This is a genomic window from Aquibacillus kalidii (assembly GCF_014280935.1).
Classification (GTDB): Bacteria; Bacillota; Bacilli; order Bacillales; family Amphibacillaceae; genus Aquibacillus_D; species Aquibacillus_D kalidii.
Map to the genome: position 1 here is coordinate 273,659 of NZ_JACLZI010000036.1, position 26,894 is coordinate 300,552.

Below are 26,894 nucleotides of genomic sequence, written 5' to 3' on the forward strand. Positions count from 1 at the left end.
TATTTATACTTGCATTCTCATAATTTCGTTATAGGCATTAATTGCTTTACTTTGAACTTCAACAGCTGTTTGCAGTGCAATACTAGCTTTTTGGGCTGTTATCATAACATCATGCAGATCATCAATTTGACCAGTTACAAGCGCCTCAGTTTTCTTATCAGACGCCACTTGTGTTTTATTTAGATTTTCAATTGCGTTTTTTAAACTTGTCTTAAATTGATTTTGTGCTTCTCCACTCGTTATTTTCGATTTATTAATTGAATCAATTCCAATTTTCGGTGTTTGCAAGTTTCCAATCTTAGTTATCTCCATTATGAAATCTCCTTTTTAGCAATCATTTCCCAATTTCCAAGGCCTTCAGAAGCATGCTTTTCGTAGCATTTAGAGAGGTTACATTTGCTTCGTATGACCTCGTCGCACTCATTAAATCAACCATCTCTTTTAAAGGGTCCACATTAGGAAGCTCCACATAACCATCTGCTCCCGCGTCGGGATGGCTAGGATTATAAACTAGCTTAAAAGGCTCTTCATCTTCGGATATTTTACTTACCCTGACACCATCACCAACATTGGAACTGCCAGAAGTAGCTTTTTGCAAATAGGAAGAAAATCCTTGTTCTTTTGATTCTAAAACAACCATTTTCCTTCTATATGGTTCATATTCCCCATTTTCATTAATGGAGGCCCTAGTTGTCTCAGCATTTGCTATATTTGATGAAATAGTGTCCATTCTTAGCCGTTGCGCAGTAAGTGCACTGGCACTTGTATTAATAGAATGAAAGATTCCCACTATTATCTACCTCCTTTAAGGACTGTCTGTAGACTGTTAAATTTACCATTTAACCGATCCACAATTGCTTGATAATAAATTTGGTTTTCTGCCAACTCGGTCATTTCCTTATCAATATCAACATTGTTCCCGTTGTGGTTATATGTCGAACCTTTATCTGTCACCACTCTAAAAGAACCCTCTAATGAGGAAGATTGAAAAGGAATGTGTTTGACGTTAGTTCGCTTTGCTACAAAAGTACTGTTCATTTCCTTAGACAATGCATCCTTAAACACAACACTCTTAGCTTTATAATTATCTGTATCAACATTAGCAATGTTGTTAGAAATCGTTTTGTTTTTAACTGATGAATAATCTAGAGCTCTTTCTAATGAATTAACCGTATTTCCAAAAAAAGACATACCTTCATTCCTCCGTCTCCTTTTTTCGACAATCTACAACCCAATATCGAATATTGTAATTTAATCTACCCGAAGTGTCTACGAAATTTAGACATAATCTGACTATAGTTGCTATTTAATTCAGAATTACTATGACTAAAGAACTAAATAAATCGTACTATATTAATAAAATATACTTTTTTGTCGAAAAAAGTCATAAACTTACTTCACTAATTATTACATAGAAATACGGATTTTTAAATATTTTCTTTTAAAAAATCGACGTTATTTTTTGGAAATTACCCAAAACAGCCCCAAAACAGCCCCAAAACGTGGAGCAAATAACTTGACATTGCGTTCCGATTATCAGTGTGTGCTTAAAAAATACTAGCCATGTTAAAACATTTATCTAAACATAAAAAAGAAGCATCTAACTTAATAGATGCTTCTCATTTACTTATTTAGTTAGACTTAAGCTTTTGTAGTTCTACTAAAAATTTATTGTTTAATACTTTAATGTAAGTACCTTTCATCCCTAAGGAACGGGACTCAATTACACCAGCACTTTCCAACTTCCTTAATGCGTTAACAATCACTGACCGCGTGATACCGACTCTATCTGCTATCTTACTTGCCACAAGTAGTCCTTCATTACCTTCTAACTCATCAAAAATATGTTCTATTGCTTCAAGTTCACTATAGGATAAAGAGCTAATAGCCATTTGAACAACAGCCTTACTTCTAGCCTCCATCTCGATTTCTTCCGTTTTCTCATGAAGAATTTCCATTCCGACAACTGTTGCACCATATTCCGCTAATAATAAATCATCGTTATTAAAGCTTGCAGTCAATCGACTCAATATCAACGTACCTAAGCGTTCTCCTCCGCCTATAATAGGAACAATTGTCGTTAGACCATTTTTGAACAATTCTCTGTTTTCAACCGGAAATGCAGTGTACTCACTATCAATATCAATGTTTGATGTAGTTTCCTGGATGTTAAATAAACTATCCGTGTATTCTTCTGGAAACTGTCTTTGTTCAAGCATTGATTTCATTCGTTCGTTTTCAATCTGTTGATTAATAGCAAACCCCAACAGTTTTCCTCTACGACTAACAACAAAAATATTGGCTGTAATGATATCCCTTAATGTCGCAGCCATGTCATTAAAATTCACCGTTTTTCCTGTTACCTTTTGTAGCATCGAGTTAATTTTTCTTGCGCGATCTAATAATTCCATATTGCTCCTCCAGTCTTTCTGTTCACAAAATATATTGGCTTAAATCTTTGTTCTTTGCAATAGTGCTTAGTTTTTCATTCACATAACTTTCTGTAATTTCAATATGTCCCATTTGTATGTCTGATGCTTCAAATGATAGATCCTCTAATAACCTTTCAAGGATAGTATGCAATCTCCTTGCACCTATATTATCTGTATCCTGATTCACCTCAAAAGCTACTTCTGCAATTTTGGTAACAGCATCGTCGGTAAACGTTACTTTTATACCTTCCGTTCCCAATAACGCCTCATATTGTTTCAAAAGTGCATTAGATGGTTCAACAAGAATTTTCTTAAAATCGTCTACAGATAACTTATCAAATTCTACTCTAATCGGAAATCTCCCTTGTAACTCGGGGATTAAATCAGAAGGCTTTGCCATATGGAACGCACCTGCTGCTACAAACAGAATATGATCTGTCTTTACCGGGCCATGCTTAGTGACGATTGTTGATCCTTCTACAATCGGTAAAATATCGCGTTGGACCCCTTCTCTGGAGACATTTGCTGATTGTTCACTTTTACCAGCTACTTTATCGATCTCATCAATAAATATGATTCCTGATTGCTCCACTTTATCCACAGCTTCTTGCGTAACCTCATCCATATCAATTAACTTATGAGCTTCCTGTTGAGTTAAGAGCTTTCTTGCTTCAGAAACAGGCAATTTACGTTTCTTTTTCTTTTTAGGCATAAGTTGACCAAAAGCATCTTGCATGTTCATCCCCATTTGCTCCATACCAGATCCCTGCAGCATGTCAAACATAGACGGATTTTGTTCATCCACTTCTATTGTTACAATCGTATCTTCTAATTCACCAAGAGCTAATTGGTGTTCTATCCGCTTTCTTTTCGTCTCAATTTCTTGATTATCTTCTGTTTGTTCCTGACCTTCATCATCAGTTTGTTGAGAAGAAAAAAGCATTTCAAAAGGGTTTTTCATGGCATTTTGCTTTTTGGCCTGCGGCACAATAATTTTGACTAAACGTTTATTAGCATTTTCTTTTGCTTTATCCATAACACCTTTCATCTTTTCTTCTTTAACCATCCGAACGGCCATTTCAACTAGATCTCGCACCATTGATTCTACATCCCGACCTACATAACCAACCTCGGTAAACTTTGTAGCTTCTACCTTCACAAAAGGTGCGCCTACTAACTTAGCTAAACGTCTAGCCACCTCAGTTTTACCGACACCCGTAGGACCGATCATTAAAATGTTCTTAGGTACAATCTCTTCACGCATTTTTTCTTCAAGTTGCATACGTCTATATCTGTTTCTAAGTGCTATAGCGACAGATTTCTTGGCGCTCACTTGACCAATAATGTATTTGTCTAACTGCTCAACTATTTGTTTCGGAGTCATATTCATAGACATCTATCCAACCAGCCTCCCAGTATTAATCGATTACCTCTAGTGTAATTTGATCATTTGTGAAAACACAAATTTCTCCCGCAATCTTCAGCGCAGCCTGCGCTATATCCTTAGCAGTTAAATCTTGCGCATAATTCTTAAGTGCTCTACCCGCACTTAATGCATAATTACCACCAGACCCAATTGCCAATATACCGTCGTCTGGTTCTATAACCTCTCCAGTTCCAGAAACAAGTAACATTTCATCTTTATTCATAACTATTAACATCGCTTCAAGCTTGCGAAGTACTCTATCACTTCTCCATTCTTTGGCTAACTCAACTGCTGCACGAGAAAGATTGCCATCAAAAGATTCAAGTTTGCCCTCAAATTTTTCAAAAAGTGTAAAAGCATCTGCAACTGATCCTGCAAAACCTGCAAGCACCTGCCCTTTAAACAGTCTTCTTACTTTTTTTGCTGTATGTTTCATAACAACTGAATTCCCTAACGTTACCTGCCCATCACCACTCATGGCGCATTGTCCATTGTGTTGAACAGCAAAAATGGTGGTTGCGTGAAATTCTTGATTCACATTGTTCACCTCGTTCAATTTATTCCCGTTTTTGTGCCCGGGGATGGCTATTCATATATATTTTACGCAAGTGATCCTTGGTTACATGAGTATAAATTTGAGTGGAAGACAAATGTTCATGCCCTAACAGCTCTTGAACTACTCTAAGATCCGCCCCCTCATTTAGCATATGCGTAGCAAAGGTATGTCTTAATTTATGTGGATGAAGCTTCACGGTTATCGCTGCATCCTTTACCATTTTGTCCAGAATTAACCGTACCCCTCTAGCCGATAACGGATTTCCTCTCGCATTTAGAAAAATAGCTTCATGATTAAATTTAGCTTTATTCAACAATATATTACGACCATCTTGTATGTAAAGTTTCAATGCATTTTCTGAAAAGGATCCAAATGGAACGTACCTTTCTTTTCTCCCCTTTCCAGTAACGAGAGCAGTATTCATACTAAAATCAATATCATTCATTTTTAAACCAACACATTCACTAATCCGTATCCCTGTTGCGTATAACAACTCAAGTATCGCTTGATTTCTCTGTCCAATCGGCTCCGACTGATCACTAACTTGAAACAGTTTCTCTAATTCCTGTGTATAAAGAAAATCAGGAACTGGCTGCTCTGCTTTAGGTAAAGAAATATTTAGAAAAGGGTTACTATGTAAATAACCTTCTCTTTCCATAAACTTATAAAAGGTTCTGAGACTTGACAGTTTTCTTGATACACTTCTTCTAGATAGCTTTTTTTCATATAAGGATGTTAGAAACAGTCTTACAACTTGGTAATCTATATCATCTATCTCCGTTATTCCCTCACCAAGAAGAAATTGAACGAAAGATTCTAGATCCTTCATATAGTAGGTGATTGTGTAGGAAGATGCATTTTTCTCAATTTGTAAATATTCTAAAAACAATTGGTTTAGACGATCCACATTTTTCATTTGTTCATCTCCAAAGCGTATCAATAGTAACACAAAAGACTTTCCTCATGCAATTAATTAACGAAATTGTAACAAAATTCTGAATCATGCTCTGCACAAGTACAATTTACTGAGTTAAAGGTATCTTACTGAGTTAAAGGTATCTTTCTCACTTAAAAATATCTGTCAAGTAATATTACTTACCGAATGGAAATTATAGCTTTAATATCCACAATTGTCAATATTTTTATATAACCACTTCATTAAGTCGTGATCTAATCGTTAAAACATTTAAATTAACTTAATTTTTAAAATAGTTTTCCCTAATTACACTCGAAACAAACATAATAAGTAAGACCTTGAAATAGACTTGGTTACTATATTGTTTTTATGTCGTAATGTCCATAGACTCACCAGTAAAGTATGAAGACCTACATTCCTTATAGAAGATGAATGCTAAACCAACACTGCTTAAAAAACGCTCGCTTTCCGCAGCTTAGTGTGGATCATTTACTCAATAAAGCATTTAAAAATAGTATGACATCACTTAAAATGCAGAAAGCCTATCATAACAAGGTATGCAAAAGCGCCTAGAAATAAGAAAATGCACAAAAAAACCGTTAGAAAGACTAACGGTTTAGGTTTGAGGTTCCTCTTTGTATTCGCATTCCGTACACTGAATCTGTGTACCCTTTTTAGACTTCTTCTCCACAAGTAAAGCGTTACATTTCGGACAAGGTCTTGAAATAGGTTTATCCCATGAAATGAAATCACACTCTGGATAATTATCGCATCCATAGAAAGTTCGACGTTTTTTAGTTTTTCTTTCTACAACGTTTCCTTCTTTACACTTTGGACAAGTTACCCCTATCTCTTTTAAAATAGGTTTTGTATTTCGACACTCTGGAAAATTGGAACATGCCAAGAATTTACCATAACGACCCATTTTATATACCATTTCATTACCACAGTTTTCACAATCTATTCCTGCTGGTTCATCTTTTATTTCTACTTTTTCCATTTCCTTTTCAGCAATTTCTAATCTCTTATCAAAGCCTTGATAAAATCCATCAATGATATTTACCCATTCTGTATCGCCTTCTTCAACAGCATCTAAGTCCCCTTCCATCTTGACTGTAAAATCAACATCGATAATTTCAGGGAAAAACTCTTCTATTAAATCTATTACAATTTGACCTAGTTCTGTTGGTACAAAACGTTTATTATCAAGTGTTACGTAGCCTCGTCGTTGAATAGTGTCCAATGTTGGGGCATATGTGGAAGGTCTACCAATCCCTTGTTCTTCCATTGTCTTAACTAAACGCGCTTCTGTATATCTTGGAGGTGGTTGTGTAAAGTGTTGATTAGGTTCAATCTCTTTTGTTTCGATAACCATACCCTCTTCAAGATCAGGTAATAATTTATCTTCTTCTTTTTTGTTATCATCTGTACCTTCTATATAGATTTTCATAAAACCTTTAAATTTAATTTTTGAGCCAGATGCTCTAAACTCTACCCCCTCATTAAGAAGGTGAACCGTCATCGTATCCATAATTGCTGGAGCCATTTGGCTAGCAATAAATCGGTCCCAGATCAACTTATATAATCTAAATTGGTCTCTTGATAGAATACTTTTCAATGATTTAGGATCTCGATTAGGATACGTTGGTCTTATCGCTTCATGGGCATCTTGAGCGCCTTCGACTTTTTTACCTTGTTGGTATGAGCCTAAAAATTCTGTACCAAATTGATCAGTGATATATTCAGCGGCCTGTTTTTTGGCTGTGTCAGAAACTCTTGTGGAATCTGTACGCATATAGGTGATTAAACCTGTAATACCACCCTCGGCTTTCCCTAAGTCTATTCCTTCATATAATTGTTGTGCTACCATCATCGTTTTTCTCGCACGGAAATTAAGTTTCCTTGCTGCCTCTTGTTGTAGAGAAGAAGTGGTAAAAGGGGCTGAAGGATTACGTTTTCTTTCACGTTTTTTCACTTTATCAACAGTAAAATTAGACCCTTTCATTTGATCTAGTATTTTATCTACATCTTCTCGGTTATGGAGATCTGTCTTTTTTCCATCTAAACCATAAAAACTACCGTCAAAATTTTCTTTCCCTTTTAGAAATGACGCCTCTATCGACCAATACTCTTCTGGTATAAACTTTTCAATTTCGCGCTCTCGATCCATAATCATTTTAACTGCAACAGATTGCACGCGTCCGGCACTTAATCCTTTTTTTACTTTCTTCCATAATAAAGGACTAATATTATAACCTACTAATCTGTCTAAAATTCTTCTAGCTTGCTGTGCATCTACTAAATCCATATTAATGGTCCTTGGATGTTTAAACGATTCTTTGATCGCATCCTTGGTTATCTCGTTAAATACAACTCTGCACTCAGATTTGTCATCTATATCTAAGCTATGTGCTAAATGCCAAGCAATTGCTTCCCCTTCGCGATCCGGGTCAGCTGCGAGGAAAACTTTTTTAACTTTTTTAGCAGCAGTTTTTAATTCTTTTAACACGGGGCCTTTTCCGCGGATAGTAATATACTTCGGTTCATAATTTTCTTCTACATTTACACCCATCTGACTTTTAGGTAAATCACGTATATGTCCCATGGATGCCTTTACTTTATATTTTTTCCCTAAATATCTCTCAATCGTTTTTGCTTTTGCAGGAGATTCCACAATTACCAGATAATCTGCCATGTCTCTTTTCCTCCCAAGAGGTTTTTCTATTTTCATTTATTTTATCTACTTATGTTATATATTATTACTATACACAGGCTTCCGTACTGTGTTCTTTTTAAATAAGTTATTCCTTGAATATAAATCTTCCCTATTATTAAATACTTCTTATTGATTTGTCAAACAGCAAATTCAATTTCTGGATGTAATTACCGTTATTTTTCCGTCAATTCTGACAAAAACCGACTCCATTTTAACTTTTGATTCTCCCAATCCTCTACTAAATCATAGGCACTTTGTACTAATTTAGCGCCATCTTGTATCAGTTTATGACAGCCTTTTGTCTGTTTTTGAAGTGGTGATCCTGGTATTGCATACACTTCACGTCCCTGATCTAAAGCTTGATCAACCGTTATGAGGGATCCACTTTTTTCTTGTGCTTCTACCACGAGTGTTCCGTAACTTAATCCGCTTATAATTCGGTTCCTTTCGGGAAAATGATATCTCTTTGGAGGGGTGCTTGGAGGATATTCCGATACAATTAATTGTGTTGTAGCTAGTTGAAAAAATAAGTTTTCATGGTGTCTTGGATAGATATAGGAAAAGCCACTTCCTAAAACGGCAATCGTTCTTCCATTATTCTCGATAGCAAGTTGATGGGCTATCCCATCAATTCCACTTGCCATACCACTGACAATTGTCCATCCCATTTTTATAAGAGGTACGATAATAGGGGCCATTTTCTGTCTTGCTTCGAAAGTTGGATTTCTCGTTCCGACTATACTTAATGCTGGCATCTGAAGAAAAAGTTTGGAGTTTCCATATAAATACAAAACATACGGTGGGTCATTAATAGTCCTAAGCGCTAGAGGATAGTCTGAATCAAAAACGGTAGTAATATGGTAGAGCTCTCGATCATTTTTAATAGACTCAATTATAGTAGAATCATGTAGGTCAGAAAATAGTTGGTTGGCTCTCTGAGAAGGCAGAGAAAAATAATTCACAAAATCATGAGGCTTGAATCGGTAAAGGTTTTCTAGTTCAGTATCTAAAGCAATGATCTTTCTTAGGAGAGGTCTTGTCATCACAGATGACCTATGAAGATGAACGAGTCTCCATTTTTTCTTAGTCAAACGCAACATTCCTTTCTCGTCAATGTAAAAAATAAGTAGACTGACTTTTTACCTCGCCAGTCTACTATATATTTTAATGTGTTTTACACTTATCGTACAAGCCTTTTTCTTTTAAAACACCAATTAATGTTTCGCCCATAACAGAAGGTGTGTCTGCCACTGCAATTCCGCAGCTGTTCATAACTTTGATCTTTTCCTCTGCAGTACCTTTTCCACCAGAAATGATCGCACCAGCATGCCCCATTCTTTTTCCAGGTGGAGCCGTGCGTCCTCCAATAAAGCCTACAACCGGTTTAGTCATATTGGCTTTCACCCATTCAGCCGCTTCTTCCTCAGCTGTTCCACCAATCTCACCGATCATCATTACAGCTTCAGTTTCTGGATCTTCATTAAATGCTTTTAAGCAATCAATAAAGTCAGTACCATTTACTGGGTCTCCACCGATTCCAACTGCGGTTGACTGTCCAAAACCTTGTTCAGATAGCTGATGAACTGCTTCATACGTCAAAGTACCACTACGAGATACAACACCGATATGTCCCTTCTTATGAATGTATCCAGGCATAATACCAATTTTACATTCTTCCGGTGTTATGACACCAGGGCAGTTAGGTCCTACTAATCTTGTTTTCTTGCCTTCCATGTATCTTTTCACTTTAAGCATATCCATAACAGGAATGTGTTCCGTTATACAAATAACTAAATCTAACTCTGCATCCACTGCCTCAATAATCGCATCTGCAGCAAATGGCGCAGGAACGTAAATAACAGATGCATTAGCACCAGTTTCATTTACTGCGTCAATGACAGTATTAAATACAGGCACTCCTTCAACTTCTGTTCCGCCCTTTTTAGGCGTTACTCCGCCAACAATCTTAGTGCCGTACTCTAACATTTGCTTTGTATGGAAGAGAGCAGTTGATCCCGTAATACCTTGAACGATTACTTTTGTATCCTTATTTATAAAAACACTCATTTACGTCCGTCCTCCCTTTTTTTACAGTCCTCATTTGTCTATAATTTAAAGACAAACTATTGAACTAGTGATACGATTTTTTCAGCACCATCAGCCATAGATTCAGCTGTAGTTATGTTTAAACCAGATTCAGCTAGAATTTGCTTCCCTAAGTCAACGTTTGTTCCCTCCAAACGAACAACTAAAGGAATTTCTAATCCAATCTGTTTCGTTGCTTCAACAATCCCTTCCGCTATTACATCGCATTTCATAATACCACCAAAAATATTAACAAAAATACCCTTTACGTTATCATCTGATAAGATTATTTTAAATGCTTCTGTTACTTTTTCAGCAGTTGCACCGCCACCTACATCGAGGAAATTTGCAGGATCACCACTATAATGTTTGATAATATCCATTGTAGCCATAGCAAGTCCCGCACCGTTAACCATACAACCAATATTTCCTTCTAATGCGATATAGCTTAAGTCATGTTTAGAAGCTTCGATTTCTTTCGTATCCTCTTCATCCAAATCACGGTATGCCGCAATATCTTTATGACGGAACAAAGCATTGTCATCAAAGTTTAATTTGGCATCTAAAGCTAATACATCTCCACTTCCTGTTGTTACTAATGGATTAATTTCAGCGATCGAACAATCTTTATCTACAAAAACTTGGTATAATCCCATCATAAATTTCACTGCTTTTGACAAATATTCTTGTGGAATATTGATATTAAAAGCAAGTCGTCGTGCCTGATATGGTAATAATCCAGTAACTGGATCTATCACTTCTTTAAAAATCTTTTCTGGTGTTTCTGAGGCTACTTCCTCTATTTCTGTACCGCCTTCTTCAGAAGCCATCATCGTAACTCGGGAAGTTGCGCGATCTAATACTAGACCCACGTAATATTCCTTTTGAATATCGCAACCCTCTTCAATTAGTAAACGCTTAACTTCTTTACCTTGTGGACCTGTTTGATGTGTAACCAATGTTTTACCAAGAATTTCGTTTGCATATGTACGCACTTCATCAAGGTTTTTAGCTACCTTTACACCACCAGCTTTACCCCTACCACCAGCATGAATTTGCGCCTTTACTACAGATACACTACTGCCCAATTCTGTAGCTGCTTCCACAGCTTCATCTACTGAATAAGCAACTTTGCCATTTGGTACAGCAACACCGTATTTTCGCAAAATCTCTTTGCCTTGATACTCGTGAATGTTCATGTTCCATCCTCCCATCAAATAATCACTGCAAATTCATTGTATAAAAAACACGGCTAAATTGTCCACAAATTACCATTGATATTTCAAAATGATTAGAAAATTTATGAATTTTTATTGCTTCCCTATCAATTTGTCAGCTTGATAGATGTAGGCGAACACCTCCGCTACTGCATGGTAAAGTTCTTCTGGGATCGATTCATTAATATTTAATTCAGATAACAACGCTACTAATGATGGATCTTCTTGTATGGGAACATTATTTTCCTTGGCTTTTTGTAATATATTTTCTGCGACATATCCTTTTCCCATAGCAGATATCCTTGGTGCACCATCTATTTTGGAATCGTATTTTAAAGCAGCCGCCTGTTTTATATTTTTCAATTCTTTCTTCATATCCTGTAATCAACCCCCTCAGAACGTTGTTTGTTATTGCTTTGTACTCGATTTTGTCTAGATAATTGACCATCTTTAAATTGAACCTGAGATAATTGGTAATTAATTTTTGCAAGACCTTCCTTTAATAATGGCTTTAACTTAGGAAGTAACATCGCTAATTCTTGATGTTGATTTACAACTGTTACATTGACAACTCTTTTTTGTATGGACATGTCTATAACAGTCTCTCCTAAATTTGTCAGGTCCAAGAAAAAATAGATACGGCAAAAATCTGGATTTATCATATCAGTCTTTTCATCTTTATAACTTTCTATTTCTACACGCATATCGTCGTTCAAATTTAATTTTGAACCTGGTAATTGTAGATTAGCTTGTAACATGTTCCCTTCTTCTTGGAACGAATTAATTTGGATTCCTGTTAAAGTATGAAGCAATCGATTAATTCTTTCATTAGATCCTTGCTCTTCGACAGCAGACTGAATTAATAGGCTTTTCAAGGATTGGTCTAATTCATCCATACTATTCAATTGATCGTTAGCTAGCGTTGCCTCATGATTTATTCCACTATACTGAATGAATTGTTTTAAGAGTACTTGAAACTGTTGTTTAGGCGCTAATAAGTGATCCATTTTATCGATGGTTCGTCCTAATATATCGAGTACAATCTTCTCTTGCTCAGGAGGTAATTGTTCGATGCCTACTTTATGGATGAGCGATAGAACTTGCTTGGACACTTGTAGGTTTGTCTGTTCACTATAAAGCCATTTGTTAAATATGAAGGCTTCTTGTTTAGACAGTACAGACGAAATTTTATCTAAAATTCCCAAACTAATTAAATTTTGCTTTAAGTTAGTAAGCAAATGCTTCGTATCCTCATTACTATTTATTCGGTCAACTAGTTGACGAAACATTGCTTTCTTATTTTGAGAGACAGGGAGCTGGCGGAAGCTAATTTCTGCTAGTTTTTCTACCAAATCAGACTGCTGGAGCTTTAATGGGAGCTCTCTAGGGATGTTATTTGCAAATACTCTCTCTTCTGAATTCCAATTGCTCCACGCTTTTGTCCACTCTTCTTGTGTTAAATCAGGCGAAATAATCCCTGATTTGGAAAACAATGCAAAGGTATTGGTATTCATTTCCTGATTACTGATCGCATTGGAAATATAATTTCCAATAGACAGTTCTTTACTAGTTGTTAAGGTTGCAATCCGTTCCTGTAAAAGTAAATCTAATTTACTAGGTTGTGGTTTCGTGTCAATATACTTATTTAAGTTCATTAGTTGTTCCGTTAACTCATTCATTTGTCCTGCTTCTACACTTTGGAAGGTTAGTGCTGTTAGGGGAAGATTACGTTTTAGCAGAGTAGCAATTACTTCTTTCGTACTATTATTACTACCAAATCTGTCTAATAAATCAGCTACCTGTTTTACTTGATCACCATCAAAAGGTTCGCCTTGCTTAATTAGTTCGGTTACAATGGATAATAATTCTTTATTAATAGGAATCCCAAGTTTCTTTAACATTTGCTCAATTTGGTTAGAGTCAGATAATGGTTGTTCTACCACCACTTTTAGTTTTAAAAACTCACCGATAGATTGGACCTGAAACAAATAATTATTATGAAGGTTTAAGGATGTTTGTAATTGTGCAACAAACTGCTTCCCCCCAAGTAAAATCGCTGCACGTTGATTAGGAAAGATTTCTAGAACTTTACCTGACAATATATGTCCTGGTCGAATTTGGTTTAGGTTATTCCCACTCTTTACAACTTGTGAGGTCTTTAGTGGATTGTATCCTATTTTGGAAGATCCATTCATTAGGTTATGTCACCCCTTATCTTACAAGTTTGAATAATTACTTACTGGTGCAAATGTTCTTCGGTGATAAGGGGTAATGCCGTACTTCTCAATTGCTAACAAATGGTCTTTCGTACCATAGCCCATATTTGAAGCAAATTGGTACATTGGATACTCCTTATCTAATTCTTCCATAAGTCGATCACGTGTTACCTTTGCAAGGATACTAGCAGCTGCAATCGAAACACTTTTTTGATCCCCTTTTATAATAGACTCACTTGTACATGGCAATTCATCTAATTTTACAGCATCTACCAATATGTGATCTGGAATAGGATCTAACTGCTGGATCGCAGACTTCATTGCCTTTTTAGTAGCCTGAAGTATATTTATCGAATCGATTTCATTATTATGTATTATCCCTATTCCATATGAAAAAGCGTTCGTTTTAATATAGTCAAAAAAATAATCTCTTTTTCTCTTGTTTAGTTGTTTTGAATCGTTCAGTCCTGCAAGATAAAAATCTTCTGTCAGAATAACTGCAGCTGCAACAACAGGGCCTGCTAAAGGGCCACGTCCAGCCTCATCTATGCCAGCAATATAATTGTCCCCCATCAGGTAACGCGCTTGTTCAAAAGTCATCATCTCCACAAACTTTTCCTTTTCAAGCTTTTCAAGTTCTTGTTGACGCTCATACTTTTCCACTAGTTTTTTCACGCCAATTCTTTTATCTTGCTTTAACTGCAATAATTCGTCAGCGGATAACTTGGAATCACTAATCATTTCACTCACTTGTGCAATAGTTAATTGTTTTGTCATTGTATCCCTCCGTCACCTATTTTATCGACAAAAATGTAAAAAATTAAAGACATTCTCTTCTAGAATGTCTTTAGTCATTTTTATGATGGTTGTTCCAACGTAATCCTTCCGAGTCTTCCAGAACGGAGATCTCTTATAATTACATCTGCAGTCTTCTCATAATTAACTTTCCCACCGCTTTCTAAACAGCCGCGGTCTCTGCCTATTTTTTCGAAAATTTCAACCATATCTGTTATCTCTTCGGTAATATGATACCGATTTTTCATAACATCAGGGTAGTGCGCTTTTAAGTATTCGATCGCAAATACAGCAATATCATCTAAAGATAAGATCTGATCTTTTATTGTACCAACAGCAGCTAAGCGATAGCCAACTTGTTGATCTTCGAATTTGGGCCATAAAATACCTGGTGTGTCTAGCAATTCAAAATCCTTCTTTACTTTAATCCATTGCTGACTTGTTGTGACTCCGGGTCTATCACCAGTTTTCGCTATTTTTTTGTTAGCAAGTCGATTTATTAATGTGGATTTACCGACATTAGGAATTCCGATAATCATTGCTCTAGCAGGCCTTGGACGAATTCCCTTTTTTATTAATCTTTCTAATTTTGCTTTCCCCATCTCTTTTGCTAAGGCAATAACTTGTTGGATATCTTGTTTTTGTTGAACATCTACCGCAAGCGATGGGATATCTTGTTTTTTGTACGCAGAAATCCATTTGTCTGTCAAAATAGGATCTGCTAAATCCCTTTTCATTAAAACAACCATTTTGGGTTTGTCATTTAAAACTTGATGCAACATTGGATTCTGAGATGATTCTGGAGCTCGAGCATCTACTAATTCTATGACAAAGTCCACAAGTTTTAATTTTTCTTGAACTTCTCGCTTGGCTTTTGCCATATGTCCTGGAAACCATTGAATGGTCATTTTATCACCTTATTCCTTCATCACGATCACGAATATAAAAATATCGTTATCAATTTACTATTCCTATCTGATTTAGCGGCCAATATCTCAGCCCCGTTTTACCAACTATTTGATCATAGGAAATTAATCCTAAGCTTTGACTTCGGCTATCAGTAGAATTGCCGCGGTTATCACCAAGAACCAAGACATGATCTTCAGGGATCCTTTGATTATCCCCTGGGATATCTTCCATTGTAAAGTCAAAAGTGTATCTTTGATTCTCTACCAGTTGTTGTTTTTTTTCATTTAAAAATGGTTCATCAATCGGTTTATCATTAATATATAAAGTATCGTTTTTAACCGCTACTGTTTCCCCTGGTAATCCTATTACCCGCTTAATGTAATCTTTGTTAGCTGTTGCATGAAAAACGACAATATCAAACCGCTCTGGTTCCCCTATAGTATAACTAAATTTGTTAACAATCATGTGATCCTCGTCTAATAAAGTTGGCATCATCGATGGACCGTCTACAACAATAGGAGCGAAAAAGAACATGCGCACAATAAAAGCGAGTAGACCAGCAATAATGAGTGCTTTTATCCAATCTAACCATTCATTCTTTTGTCTGGCCATTATCAACTATCCTTCCACTTTTGCTGTAAAATTTATGCGTTAATATTTTTTACTCTATCAGAAATATTATGTAGTGTTTTTAATCTATAAATAGTAGAAAAAGGAGCCTGACTAAGCAAGCTCCTTTCACATTTCTGTTTAGCGAATTTCTTTAATACGAGCAGCCTTACCACGAAGGTTACGTAGATAATAAAGCTTAGCACGACGAACTTTACCACGACGGCTTACTTCAATTTTATCAACACGTGGAGAATGTACTGGGAAAGTACGTTCAACGCCTACACCGTAAGAAATCTTACGTACAGTGAATGTTTCACTGATTCCGCCGTTTTGACGTTTAATTACAACGCCTTCGAAAACCTGGATACGTTCGCGGTTACCTTCGACAACCTTAACGTGAACTTTTACAGTATCTCCAGGACGGAAATCAGGATGATCAGCACGAAGCTGTTCTTTTGTAATTTCTTCAATTATGTTTTGCATCCTGTTACACTCCTTCCAAACCAATATTCTTATCCTCGGACTTATAATCCTTCTACCAGACAGCGGAACATCGTTTATACGACTCAAGCAATCTACTTAAGCACAACAAATAATATATCATATTTCCATTTCTAATTCAACTAGAAACAGACAAATTATCATCTAATTAATGTGATTTCAACAGAACTCACTTCTTTAAGTCATTCCATTCATCAATCCATTGTTTTTCTTCTTCAGAGAGAGGGTATTCTTGTAACATATCTTTTCGACGTTCAAAGGTTCTTTTCAATGATTGTTGTTTACGCCATTCATCAATTTTTGCATGGTTACCAGATAGAAGAACTTCAGGTACCTTCATACCACGAAAGTCAGCTGGCCTTGTATAATGGGGATGTTCTAGTAAACCACTTGAGAATGAGTCTTCAGGTGCAGAAGATTCGTTCCCTAACACTCCTGGCAGTAATCGCACAACACTATCAATTACGACCATTGCACCTAATTCCCCACCAGTTAGTACATAATCCCCAATTGAAATTTCATCCGTAACTAAGTGCTCTCGGATCCTTTCATCATACCCTTCATAATGACCACATATAAAAACAAGATGGTCTTCTCGAGATAGCTCTTCAGCTTTCTTCTGTGAATGGGTTTCACCCTGTGGACACATTAAGATAATCCGAGGCCTTTTGTCACTACGCTTTTTAACATCTTCTATAGCATCAAAGATCGGCTGTGGCTTTAAAACCATCCCAGCCCCTCCACCATAAGGATAATCATCTACTTTATTATGTTTGTTTTCTGTATAATCTCGAAAGTTTACATAATTATATTCAAATGTACCTGATTCTTGTGCTTTTTTTAATATAGAAGAGTTAAAAACACCCTCAAACATTTCAGGAAACAAAGATAATATATCTATCCGCATTAATCTAATAGTCCTTCCATCGGTTCAATAATTATAGACTTATTTGTAACATCCACTTCTTTTACGACATCGTCAATGTAAGGGATAAGAACATCCTTATCTCCATTTTGCTTAATAACCCATACATCATTTGCACCAGGTGAAAGTATTTCTTTAACAGTCCCAATTTTGTCACCAGAAACGGTAGCTACTTCACAGCCAATAATTTCATGGTAGTAATAGGAACCATCATCCAATGGCTCTAACTGATCTTCCTTGACCTTAAGCATTCCTTCTTTAAGCTTTTCCGCATCATTTATGGAATCATATTGTTTAAAATGCAATAAATCGAAATTCTTGTGAAGACGGTGTCCATCAACTACTAATTTTATCGGAGTACCATTTTCTTTTCCAACAAAATATAGCTCTTGTCCAACCTGAAATCGTTCTTCAAAATCTGTAATTCGTACAACTTTCACTTCACCTTTTATTCCGTGCGTGTTAACAATTTTTCCAACATTAAATAACCTGTCTGCCATATAAACTCTCCTGCTATTTTATTTGAATAACAATACCATCTCTTATAATAATCGCTTTTTCATTAAATAATTCATTCCAATTAGATCCTTCTTTTACCTCAACAAGAGTTTCAACTTCGCCTTCCACTATTTCACTACCAATCGGTAAAATTTCAAGTTGTTCTATTTGAAATTCTATCCACTTCATTTTGTCTGTTCGTTTGGTAATCTCTGGTTGGAATCGTTTCATAATATCTTGCTTGGAGACTCCTTTTTTATTTTGAAGTTTTTTTTGTTCAAATATAAGTTGTTGACACTCTTGTTCAAGTTGCTGTTTATGTTTGTAAAAATTATCTCTTAGTTGCTTTTTACTATTCTCTGTTAGTATTTGCTTAACAGGTATTTTTTGAATAATTTCCACTAACTCTCAGCCTTTCTGTTGAAGGATTTGGTGACACTACCCGCACATACTTCATAGGGAGTGAGCCAGTCAACCAGATTCTTTCATGAATTGTCCGAGTAGTCTTTTATTTATTTATAAAATAATCAAGTCTTATTTTTAAACTATCAAGATTTAACGAACATATAGACTATTACTAAAATTATACCATGTACTACCACTATCTAGAAAAATATTATAAGTAGTGAAAAGTACCCCATAGTTAGAATAATCCATTGTTCTTAAAGACTTGTATGTATGAGAAAAGGGAAGGTTTCCCCTCCCCTTTACAACATCACATAATATCAAGAAAAATACGTTTCTTAGAATCCGTACCCGCTGCATAAACAACAGTTCGAATCGCTTTAGCAATTCTACCATTCTTGCCAATTACTTTCCCAACATCGTTAGGGTTTACCGTCAAATGATAGACGATTTTATGTTCCTCTTCATTTACCGTTATCTCTATGTCATCAGGGTAATCGACTAAAGGCGTTACTATTGTTTCGATTAAGGCTTTCATGACATCACACTACTTTACTTTTGGTTTTTAAGTTCGTGGAATTTCTTCATGATGCCTTCATTTGAAAATAAGTTACGTACAGTATCGCTTGGTTTTGCTCCTTTAGCCATCCAGTCAAGTGCCTTTTCTTCATCTAATTTCACTTCAACCGGGTTAGCAACCGGATTGTATGTGCCAATTTGCTCGATTAAACGTCCATCACGCGGAGAACGTGAATCTGCAACTACTACACGATAAAAAGGATTTCTTTTTGATCCCATTCTTTTTAGGCGAATTTTTACTGCCATGTTTCGCACCTCCATATAAATGTTTTACACAAGTTTAGATTGTATCAGAAGTTTTTTTGTCTGTAAAGTGTTTTTCCATTACATGAATGGAAAATTAAATCCTTTACCCTTTTTCCCTTTTTTACCCTTCTGCATATTCGTCATCTGTTTCATCATTTTTTTCATCTCTTCAAACTGCTTTAACAGACGATTAACCTCAGAAACAGTTCTTCCAGATCCTTTAGCAATTCTTTTTTTGCGACCAGCATTCATTACACTAGGATCCTGTCTTTCATGTTTCGTCATCGATTGAATGATTGCCTCTACGTGGGATATCTGCTTCTCGTCAAATTGGACGTTCTTTAAGCCCTTCATCTTATTTGCGCCTGGAAGCATCCCAATAAGGTCTTCTAGCGGCCCCATATTACGAACCTGAGACATTTGTTCAAGGAAATCATCAAATGTAAAAGAAGCGGAGCGCATTTTTTCTTCTAGCTCTTTCGCTTTCTTTTCATCCACATTTTCCTGTGCCTTTTCAATAAGTGATAACACATCACCCATACCTAGGATTCTCGAAGCCATTCGTTCAGGGTGAAACGCTTCTATTTCATCCAGCTTTTCACCCATACCTGCAAACTTAATAGGCTTTTGCGTGACCGCTTTAATAGACAGTGCAGCACCACCACGCGTATCACCATCAAGTTTAGTAAGGACAACACCACTTATATCTAATTGCTCATTAAAACTTTCAGCAACATTTACTGCATCTTGACCCGTCATCGCATCAACGACAAGGAAAATTTCATTAGGATTAACATCAGACCTAATTTGCTTTAATTCATCCATAAGATCCGTATCAACATGAAGTCGACCAGCTGTATCAATAATAACGTAATCTAAATGCTCTTCTTTTGCTTTCTCAATAGCCTGATTGGCAATATCGACCGGATTTGCTTCCGTACCCAAAGAAAACACAGGCATATCTAACTGCTTACCCAATGTTTGTAACTGATTAATAGCCGCAGGCCGGTATACATCGGCTGCTACTAGTAATGGTTTACGGTTGTATTTTTTCCTCAAAAGATTTGCAAGTTTACCAGTCGTTGTTGTTTTACCAGCACCTTGTAGTCCTACCATCATAATAACTGTTGGCGGTCGATCAGCAACTGCAATCTTACTTTGTTCCCCACCCATTAGGGCCGTCAGTTCTTCTTTCACCACTTTAATAACCTGCTGCCCTGGTGTTAAGCTTTCCATTACTTCCTGACCGACAGCACGCTCTTTCACTTTTTTTATAAAATCTTTAACTACCTTGAAATTAACGTCTGCTTCTAATAATGCCAGACGAACCTCTCTTGTCATTTCTTTTACATCTTGTTCGGTTACTTTACCTTTGCCTTTGATTTTCTGGATTGTATTCTGTAGGCGGTCGGCTAAACCTTCAAATGCCATACAACTCGCCTCCTAATCTAGTTCTTTTAGAGATTCAATTAACTTAAATAATTCTTCATCATTCTGATTAGTAAATTGTACTTTTATTAATTCTAATAGTTCCTTACGCTTCTCAAACTTCTCATAAAGCTTAAGCTTGGATTCATAATCCTCTAACATAGCTTCCGTTCGTTTAATATTGTCGTAGACCGCTTGTCTTGACACTTCAAACGACTCCGAAATTTCCCCTAAAGATAAGTCCTCTAGATAATACATTTCCATATAATTTTGCTGTTTAGGGGTTAATAGTTCCTGGTAAAAATCGAACAGAAAATTAATTCGAGTTGTTTTTTCTAACAACGCAAGCACCCCTCGTTAAGTAAAATACCTTTACACCAAAAAATATTAACGAACTCAAAGCTATATGTCAAGGATTTACTCTTTATTTTCTTCTATCAAGTCAGCAAACAGGCCATAAACAAACGCACTAGCGTCAAAGGCTTGTAAGTCTGTAACCTTCTCGCCAAGACCAACAAACTTAACTGGTATTTGTAATTCATTTCTTATTGCAAGTACAATACCACCTTTAGCGGTACCATCCAGTTTGGTTAATACAATTCCAGATACATCTGTAGACTCGGAGAATGTTTTAGCTTGACTCATTGCATTTTGACCTGTAGTTGCATCTAAGACAAGTAATACTTCATGAGGTGCTCCAGGGACTTCTCGCTCAATAACCCGTTTTACTTTTGATAATTCGTTCATCAGGTTGACTTTATTTTGAAGACGTCCAGCTGTATCACAAAGTAAAACATCTGCATTTCGTGACTTTGCAGCTTGTACACCATCATAGATAACAGCAGCCGGATCACTTCCCGCACTATGCTTTACTACCTCAACACCAACCCTTTCTCCCCATACCTCTAATTGCTCAATAGCACCAGCACGGAAAGTATCACCTGCAGCAAGTACTACATTTTTGCCTTCAGATTTTAGCTTATGAGCCAATTTCCCAATCGTTGTTGTTTTACCAACGCCATTAACACCAACAAATAATACAATTGATAACTCTCCATCGTTTAATTGTAGTTCCTCAACAGAACTGTCTTCATCACCATAATAGATATCCACTAATTTTTCTGAGATTACTTCTTTAACCTTCGCTGAATCTTTAATGTTTTGTCGCTTAACTTCCATTTTTAATTCATCGATAAGGTCCATAACTGTTGAGACACCAACATCGGCTGAGATTAGGATTTCCTCCAAATCTTCAAAAAAATCTTCATCTACTTTACGGTATTTTGCTACAAGGTCGTTAATTTTACTTGAGAAGGAGCCTCTTGTTTTCGAGAGTCCTTCTTTATACTTATCAGAAACTTCTTCTGTTTCAGTATTACCGGTAAATTTTTCCTTCAACTTTTTAAAAAAGCTCATCTAATCTTCCTCTCTGTCTATGACTTAACTAATTCAGGTGTATCTTCTAGCTTAACTGATACCAGACGTGATACCCCAGATTCTTGCATGGTGACACCATACAGAACATCAGCCTCTTCCATCGTTCCTTTTCTGTGTGTAATAACTATAAATTGGGTATTTTCACTGTATTCTTTCAAATACTTAGCAAAGCGACTAACGTTGGCCTCATCTAAAGCAGCCTCTACTTCATCCAAAATACAGAAAGGTACAGGTCTTATCCGTAAAATAGCGAATAACAAAGCGATGGCTGTTAATGCCCTCTCTCCACCTGACAGTAAGCCTAAATGTTGCAGTTTCTTTCCTGGAGGCTGGGCAATAATATCTACACCTGTTTCCAAAATATTAGTTGGGTCAGTAAGTTTTAGTTCTGCACGGCCTCCCCCAAATAATTGTTGGAATACAATGGTAAACTCTTCTTTGATTTGATGAAAAGTTGATTCGAATCTTCTTTTCATTTCTTCATCCATTTCAGATATAACACCATAGAGGGTATCTTTTGCCTGTACTAAATCTGTTTGTTGTTCTGTTAAGAATTGATATCTCTCTTCTATTCGATCATATTCATCAATTGCCCCAATATTTACTGTACCGAGTTCATCGATCGACCGTTTAATTAACTTCACATCACGCTTAGCCTCTTCGATATTTGAAGCTTTTTCGTAATCCTGCTGCGCTTTCTCGAACGTGATCAAATACTCCATTTGCAAATGATTCAACCGATTCTCTAAATCAACATCTAATCGATTGGCTTTTACTTCTTTATCTTGGAGGGCTTGAATTAATGACTGATATTGACGATTTCTCTCTTTAAGCTCCCTTTCCGCATCATTAATTAACTGGGTACGATTAGCTCTATCTTGTCTTCTTGATTGAATAAGGGTTGTTGTTTTGTTCTTTTGTACTTCTTTTTCTTTTAGTTTCTCCTCAATCTCTTCTTCAGTCTCTCCACTTTTATGGAAGTCTAAAAGCTGCTTTAATTGCTGTGCGTTCTCTTCTGAAGCTTGTCTTGCCTCTACTAACTGCATGTTAATTTGTTGTGTTTTTTCCTTTTGATTCCGAACTTGAGCTTCTTGCTCAGCTAATGTTACTTGTAAACGATGATAGTCATCTTGAAGTTCCTCTTGATTCTGTTTCCATTCTGACTGTTGCAAACTCAAATTGTCTATTGTGGACTGTATTTCAGACAATCTTGTTGTTAATTGACTAAGTTCGACACTGAGTTCCTTGTCACGATCCTGTAAACTTGCAACATCCGCTTCATATTGTGATTTATCTTGATCATATAGCTTTAAATTATCATTCAAATGATTAATACGAATTTCTTTCTCAGATAACTTAGATTGAAGTTGTTGTGTTTTTTGTTGTTGCGTACTTATCGTAACTCGTAAACTCTCTATGTTTGTTTCCTGTTGATCAATTAATTGTTTATGCTGTTTAACCGTTTTTTCGAATTCAAGTGCTCGTTCCTCATATTGAGCAAGCTTCTCTGTGATTTCCTGTAAATCTTTATCCCGTGTAAATAAAGATTGGTTTGTTTTCTTTTGAGCTCCACCAGTCATAGAACCACCAGGATTAACTACATCACCATCTAGTGTTACTATTCGAAAACGCCGCGCGAGGCGATTAGCAATTTCGTTTGCATCTTTTAGTGTTTTTGCAAAAACAACATTACCCAACAAAGACTTAATTATATTTTCGTAGGCATTGTTATAGGTTACTAAATCTGCTCCAACTCCAACAAATCCAGGATGATTGGCAACAGATGACAGTAAATCATTAGGGATAAACTTCGCTTTAATTGCAGTCATAGGTAAAAATGTAGCTCTTCCCTTTTTCATTTGTTTCAACCAATTAATAGCATGTCTTGCAGCAGGTTCATCTTTGACTACAATATGCTGTGCTTGGCCACCTAGAGCCGTTTCGACTGCTGTGATATAGTCAGTTGGAACATTTACAAGTTCAATTACTGCACCATGAATATCTTTAATTTGGTTTTCTTCTCGGGCTTTAAGTATTTCCTTAACCCCTTGGAAAAAGCCTTGAAAGTCCTCTTTCATTTCTTCTAACATTTCTTTTTTAGACTTTAGCTTTTCGATATATTGATAACCCTGATATAACTTTGTTTGAAGTTCCTGATATTTATGTTTATTTTGATCTATTGACTTCTTAAGATCCATTAATTCAGTCTCTGACTTCCTAGTTTCCCCTTGACGCTCATTAAGTCCAACTTTTAATTCTGATATTTCTTGTTCAATTGTATTTCTCTCGTCAATTAAACCTTGAAATTTACCATCTTGAGAGCTCTTTTTGGTTCCTATTTGGTTTACTTGCTTTTCTATTGATTGTCTTTCATTACGCTTTGCTGCTTGTTCATTAAGCAGTTCGATGTACTCACTTTTCATTTCCTCAATTTGTTCTTCAATATTTTCCTTGCTAGTGCTCAGCTGATCAGATAGTTGCTGAACTCGCTTTTTTGTGGAATTTCTAAGATCAACGTACTTCGTCAAATTTTCGATTTCAACCTGATATTCATTATCAAACTTATTAACCTTTGCGTCTAATGTATTACTTTCCATTTCTAGCTTCTCTTTATTGGACTCAAAGTGTGAAAATCGCTCGTTAATAAGTTTTTTATTACCTTCTAGATTTTCTAGTTCTTTTGTTAAAACAAGTAAAGTTTCTTGTAGATCCTCAATTGACTCGTCTATTGCCTGAATCTCGGAACGTTCGTTTTCCAAACTTGCTTCCTTTTGTTGCATTTTTGTTTTTAGCTGCATCTCTTGCTGTTTTTCAACATCTATTTCTTGTAATAGATTATTCCATTGTCCATGTAATTGCTCAATTTCAGCAATTAATAAAGAGATTTCTTTTTCTTTTAATTGATCCTTTTTCACCAAAAATTCTTTAGCAACGGTTGCTTGTTCTTTTAGAGGCTCTAATTGATTCTCAATCTCGTAGATAATATCCTCTACACGGTTCAAGTTTTCTTGTGTTTCGGCCAATTTATATTCAGCTTTTTTCTTACGGTTTTTATATTTCAATACACCTGCAGCTTCCTCAAAAATCGTCCTTCGTTCTTCGGATTTTGAGCTAAGTATTTCTTCAACTTTACCTTGACTAATAATGGAGAAGGCCTCTCTTCCTAAGCCTGAATCCATAAATAATTCTATAATATCTTTTAGTCTGCATGTCTGTTTATTGATTAAGAACTCACTTTCACCTGATCTATATACACGTCTAGTGACACTTACTTCATCGTAATCGATTGGTAATCTATGGTCGGCATTGTCAAGTGTTAAAGTTACTTCTGCGACATTCAAAGCCTTCCTTGAGTCACTTCCTTGAAAGATAATATCCTCCATTTTGGATCCTCTTAAGGATTTAGCTGATTGTTCACCCAACACCCAACGAATCGCATCTGTAATGTTACTCTTCCCACTACCATTTGGTCCAACAACTGCAGTCACACCGGGTACGAACTCCACTGAAATCCGTTCCGCAAACGACTTAAAACCAACTGTATCTATCCTCTTTAGGAACATACTCATTTCTCCTATATATATAGTAAAATACAAAAACCCTTAGTTTCTTGTCCATTAATTACTTACTAACTGGCTTATGTACGCTATAATTAAATTAATTCATTAATAATTTCAACAATATAATTTTGCTTTTCAACTTATTTATTTTATCATAAAGGAAAGGGACATAGAAGGTTTCCTTTACTATAAATTACTGGGAGTGTTAATACATATGAATTTAAACGAACCCTCTAAAGAAAATCTTGCTTTTATAATTAACGAAATGGCAAGCTTGCTTCAAGTAGTTAACAGATCTATTTTAGATCCAGAAGATTATAATATAGAAAAATATGAAGAACTAAAGTCCTTATATGATTTGTTAAAACAAAAAGGACAATTGAGTGTCGCTGAAATTCAAGCATTTGTACAAGAACTAGCTGCCTATCGAATTAAAAAGAATTAACTGGAAGTACTATTTCAGTGAAATTCCAGTTAAGGGATAGGATAAAGGAACCGGGCTGATTAGATTAGTTGTTAACGCATGGAAGACAAAAAAACACCATAGATGTGGTGTTTTTTTCGATCAATCCATTATTTCTTCTCAATATCATCTAAGGCTTTCTTCGCAGCACGTTGCTCAGCTTCCTTTTTAGTTCGTCCGCTGCCAATCCCAACAATTGTTCCATTGATCAATACATGTGCAACAAATTCACGGTTATGCGCCGGCCCTTTTTCTTCTGCAATATGGTAATCCACCATATTATTTTTGTCGCGTTGCACTACTTCTTGCAATTGACTCTTATAATCCATCGCATGGGAAAAAGCACCTACATTAATTTTTGGATAAACATGCTGTTCTAGAAAAGTAATAACCTCTTTATACCCTCTGTCTAAATACAGAGCACCAATAAAGGATTCGAATACATCTGCTAAAAGAGCAGGTCTATTTCTTCCACCAGTCATCTCCTCACCTTTGCCCAAAAGGATATATTCGCTAAATTTTAAATCGTTAGCAAAGTTTACTAAGGAAGGTTCACATACGATTGCTGCTCGAAGCTTCGTTAACTCTCCTTCTGCCATTTTAGGATATTCACGATACAAGTACTGAGAAATGCCTAATTCCAAAACTGCATCCCCTAAAAATTCTAGCCGTTCGTTGTCCTCAAATTCTTTTTTTCGATGCTCATTCACATAAGATGAATGGGTGAATGCTTGCATTAATAACTGCTGATCATTGAAATGGATATTTAATTTTTCTTGTAACAATTGAAAATTCATTGTTTTTCCACCTACTTAATATACAAACTCTAATATATGGAGAAAGTCTCGCAGCTAAGCGAGACTTTCCTCTAATTATACTATTCATTTTGCTTGGTTCATAGTATAAGTCAACTAGGATTTATAAGCAAACATCTAAAAACCCTAGTTATCAAGTAAATTACATGTTTATGAA

At 36.0% G+C, this 26,894-nt stretch carries 28 protein-coding genes; 1 reads left to right on the forward strand and 27 read right to left on the reverse strand.

Translation table 11 applies throughout. The annotated features are described in order from the left end of the window. Positions 1 to 3: 3 nt before the first annotated feature. From fliE to smc, 26 genes are all read right to left on the reverse strand, one after another. Positions 4 to 312 carry a flagellar hook-basal body complex protein FliE gene (gene fliE / locus H7K77_RS09025; RefSeq protein ID WP_186577476.1) on the reverse strand — a complete coding sequence of 103 codons (309 nt, stop codon included), beginning with the start codon at positions 310 to 312 and terminating at the stop codon, positions 4 to 6. Positions 313 to 334: 22 nt separating this feature from the next. Continuing rightward, on the reverse strand, positions 335 to 790 hold the full coding sequence (gene flgC, locus H7K77_RS09030) for a flagellar basal body rod protein FlgC (protein ID WP_186577477.1): 456 nt from the start codon (positions 788 to 790) through the stop codon (positions 335 to 337). A 2-nt stretch (positions 791 to 792) separates the two neighbouring features. Then, positions 793 to 1,191 (reverse strand): flagellar basal body rod protein FlgB, encoded by a 399-nt coding sequence (flgB, locus tag H7K77_RS09035; RefSeq protein ID WP_186577478.1) that lies wholly within the window; start codon positions 1,189 to 1,191, stop codon positions 793 to 795. A 440-nt stretch (positions 1,192 to 1,631) separates the two neighbouring features. Beyond that, positions 1,632 to 2,411: a GTP-sensing pleiotropic transcriptional regulator CodY gene (gene codY / locus H7K77_RS09040; RefSeq protein WP_186577479.1), complete on the reverse strand. Its 780-nt coding sequence runs from the start codon at positions 2,409 to 2,411 to the stop codon at positions 1,632 to 1,634. Between the two features lie 22 nt (positions 2,412 to 2,433). After that, the gene (hslU, locus tag H7K77_RS09045; RefSeq protein ID WP_186577480.1) at positions 2,434 to 3,828 is read right to left on the reverse strand and encodes an HslU--HslV peptidase ATPase subunit; all 1,395 of its coding nucleotides are present in this window, start codon (positions 3,826 to 3,828) and stop codon (positions 2,434 to 2,436) included. Between the two features lie 22 nt (positions 3,829 to 3,850). Continuing rightward, on the reverse strand, positions 3,851 to 4,396 hold the full coding sequence (hslV, locus tag H7K77_RS09050; RefSeq protein ID WP_186577481.1) for an ATP-dependent protease subunit HslV: 546 nt from the start codon (positions 4,394 to 4,396) through the stop codon (positions 3,851 to 3,853). Positions 4,397 to 4,415: 19 nt separating this feature from the next. Beyond that, positions 4,416 to 5,330, reverse strand: coding sequence for a tyrosine recombinase XerC (xerC, locus tag H7K77_RS09055; RefSeq protein ID WP_186577692.1), 915 nt, complete (start codon positions 5,328 to 5,330; stop codon positions 4,416 to 4,418). Positions 5,331 to 5,946: 616 nt separating this feature from the next. After that, entirely contained in the window at positions 5,947 to 8,025 is a 2,079-nt protein-coding gene (topA, locus tag H7K77_RS09060) for a type I DNA topoisomerase (protein ID WP_186577482.1), read from the reverse strand. A 194-nt stretch (positions 8,026 to 8,219) separates the two neighbouring features. Next, positions 8,220 to 9,137 (reverse strand): DNA-processing protein DprA, encoded by a 918-nt coding sequence (gene dprA, locus H7K77_RS09065; protein WP_186577483.1) that lies wholly within the window; start codon positions 9,135 to 9,137, stop codon positions 8,220 to 8,222. Positions 9,138 to 9,210: 73 nt separating this feature from the next. Next, on the reverse strand, positions 9,211 to 10,113 hold the full coding sequence (gene sucD / locus H7K77_RS09070; protein WP_186577484.1) for a succinate--CoA ligase subunit alpha: 903 nt from the start codon (positions 10,111 to 10,113) through the stop codon (positions 9,211 to 9,213). 56 nt (positions 10,114 to 10,169) lie between these two features. Beyond that, the gene (sucC, locus tag H7K77_RS09075; RefSeq protein WP_186577485.1) at positions 10,170 to 11,330 is read right to left on the reverse strand and encodes an ADP-forming succinate--CoA ligase subunit beta; all 1,161 of its coding nucleotides are present in this window, start codon (positions 11,328 to 11,330) and stop codon (positions 10,170 to 10,172) included. A gap of 111 nt (positions 11,331 to 11,441) precedes the next feature. Next, positions 11,442 to 11,723 (reverse strand): EscU/YscU/HrcU family type III secretion system export apparatus switch protein, encoded by a 282-nt coding sequence (locus tag H7K77_RS09080; RefSeq protein WP_186577486.1) that lies wholly within the window; start codon positions 11,721 to 11,723, stop codon positions 11,442 to 11,444. Next, complete coding sequence (locus H7K77_RS09085; RefSeq protein ID WP_186577487.1) at positions 11,720 to 13,543, reverse strand: hypothetical protein; 1,824 nt, start codon at positions 13,541 to 13,543, stop codon at positions 11,720 to 11,722. The genes H7K77_RS09080 and H7K77_RS09085 overlap by 4 nt, the downstream gene beginning before the upstream one ends. Before the next feature lie 21 nt (positions 13,544 to 13,564). Beyond that, positions 13,565 to 14,341 carry a ribonuclease HII gene (locus H7K77_RS09090; RefSeq protein WP_186577488.1) on the reverse strand — a complete coding sequence of 259 codons (777 nt, stop codon included), beginning with the start codon at positions 14,339 to 14,341 and terminating at the stop codon, positions 13,565 to 13,567. Between the two features lie 80 nt (positions 14,342 to 14,421). Continuing rightward, positions 14,422 to 15,267 carry a ribosome biogenesis GTPase YlqF gene (ylqF, locus tag H7K77_RS09095; RefSeq protein ID WP_186577489.1) on the reverse strand — a complete coding sequence of 282 codons (846 nt, stop codon included), beginning with the start codon at positions 15,265 to 15,267 and terminating at the stop codon, positions 14,422 to 14,424. Between the two features lie 49 nt (positions 15,268 to 15,316). Next, positions 15,317 to 15,880, reverse strand: a complete 564-nt coding sequence (gene lepB, locus H7K77_RS09100; protein ID WP_186577490.1) for a signal peptidase I — start codon at positions 15,878 to 15,880, stop codon at positions 15,317 to 15,319. Positions 15,881 to 16,018: 138 nt separating this feature from the next. Next, positions 16,019 to 16,363 (reverse strand): 50S ribosomal protein L19, encoded by a 345-nt coding sequence (gene rplS, locus H7K77_RS09105; RefSeq protein WP_186577693.1) that lies wholly within the window; start codon positions 16,361 to 16,363, stop codon positions 16,019 to 16,021. A 187-nt stretch (positions 16,364 to 16,550) separates the two neighbouring features. After that, complete coding sequence (trmD, locus tag H7K77_RS09110; protein ID WP_186577491.1) at positions 16,551 to 17,288, reverse strand: tRNA (guanosine(37)-N1)-methyltransferase TrmD; 738 nt, start codon at positions 17,286 to 17,288, stop codon at positions 16,551 to 16,553. Then, complete coding sequence (gene rimM, locus H7K77_RS09115) at positions 17,288 to 17,806, reverse strand: ribosome maturation factor RimM (RefSeq protein WP_186577492.1); 519 nt, start codon at positions 17,804 to 17,806, stop codon at positions 17,288 to 17,290. Before rimM ends, trmD begins: the two co-directional genes overlap by 1 nt. 13 nt (positions 17,807 to 17,819) lie before the next feature. Continuing rightward, a complete protein-coding gene (locus H7K77_RS09120; protein WP_186577493.1) occupies positions 17,820 to 18,206 on the reverse strand; it encodes a YlqD family protein in 387 nt (128 codons plus the stop codon). A gap of 313 nt (positions 18,207 to 18,519) precedes the next feature. Further along, a complete protein-coding gene (locus H7K77_RS09125; RefSeq protein WP_186577494.1) occupies positions 18,520 to 18,747 on the reverse strand; it encodes a KH domain-containing protein in 228 nt (75 codons plus the stop codon). 14 nt (positions 18,748 to 18,761) lie between these two features. Further along, positions 18,762 to 19,034: a 30S ribosomal protein S16 gene (gene rpsP / locus H7K77_RS09130; RefSeq protein WP_186577495.1), complete on the reverse strand. Its 273-nt coding sequence runs from the start codon at positions 19,032 to 19,034 to the stop codon at positions 18,762 to 18,764. Positions 19,035 to 19,112: 78 nt separating this feature from the next. Then, complete coding sequence (gene ffh / locus H7K77_RS09135) at positions 19,113 to 20,465, reverse strand: signal recognition particle protein (protein WP_186577496.1); 1,353 nt, start codon at positions 20,463 to 20,465, stop codon at positions 19,113 to 19,115. A 12-nt stretch (positions 20,466 to 20,477) separates the two neighbouring features. After that, positions 20,478 to 20,804: a putative DNA-binding protein gene (locus H7K77_RS09140; protein WP_186577497.1), complete on the reverse strand. Its 327-nt coding sequence runs from the start codon at positions 20,802 to 20,804 to the stop codon at positions 20,478 to 20,480. A gap of 75 nt (positions 20,805 to 20,879) precedes the next feature. Beyond that, positions 20,880 to 21,878, reverse strand: coding sequence for a signal recognition particle-docking protein FtsY (ftsY, locus tag H7K77_RS09145; RefSeq protein WP_186577498.1), 999 nt, complete (start codon positions 21,876 to 21,878; stop codon positions 20,880 to 20,882). A 17-nt stretch (positions 21,879 to 21,895) separates the two neighbouring features. Continuing rightward, positions 21,896 to 25,462, reverse strand: a complete 3,567-nt coding sequence (gene smc / locus H7K77_RS09150) for a chromosome segregation protein SMC (protein ID WP_186577499.1) — start codon at positions 25,460 to 25,462, stop codon at positions 21,896 to 21,898. A gap of 211 nt (positions 25,463 to 25,673) precedes the next feature. Between smc and H7K77_RS09155 the strand changes: the two genes are divergently transcribed. Further along, positions 25,674 to 25,904, forward strand: coding sequence for a DUF1128 domain-containing protein (locus H7K77_RS09155; protein WP_186577500.1), 231 nt, complete (start codon positions 25,674 to 25,676; stop codon positions 25,902 to 25,904). Positions 25,905 to 26,032: 128 nt separating this feature from the next. Here the strand turns inward: H7K77_RS09155 and rnc are convergent, their stop codons facing one another. Next, a complete protein-coding gene (gene rnc, locus H7K77_RS09160) occupies positions 26,033 to 26,719 on the reverse strand; it encodes a ribonuclease III (protein WP_186577501.1) in 687 nt (228 codons plus the stop codon). Between the last annotated feature and the right edge of the window lie 175 nt (positions 26,720 to 26,894).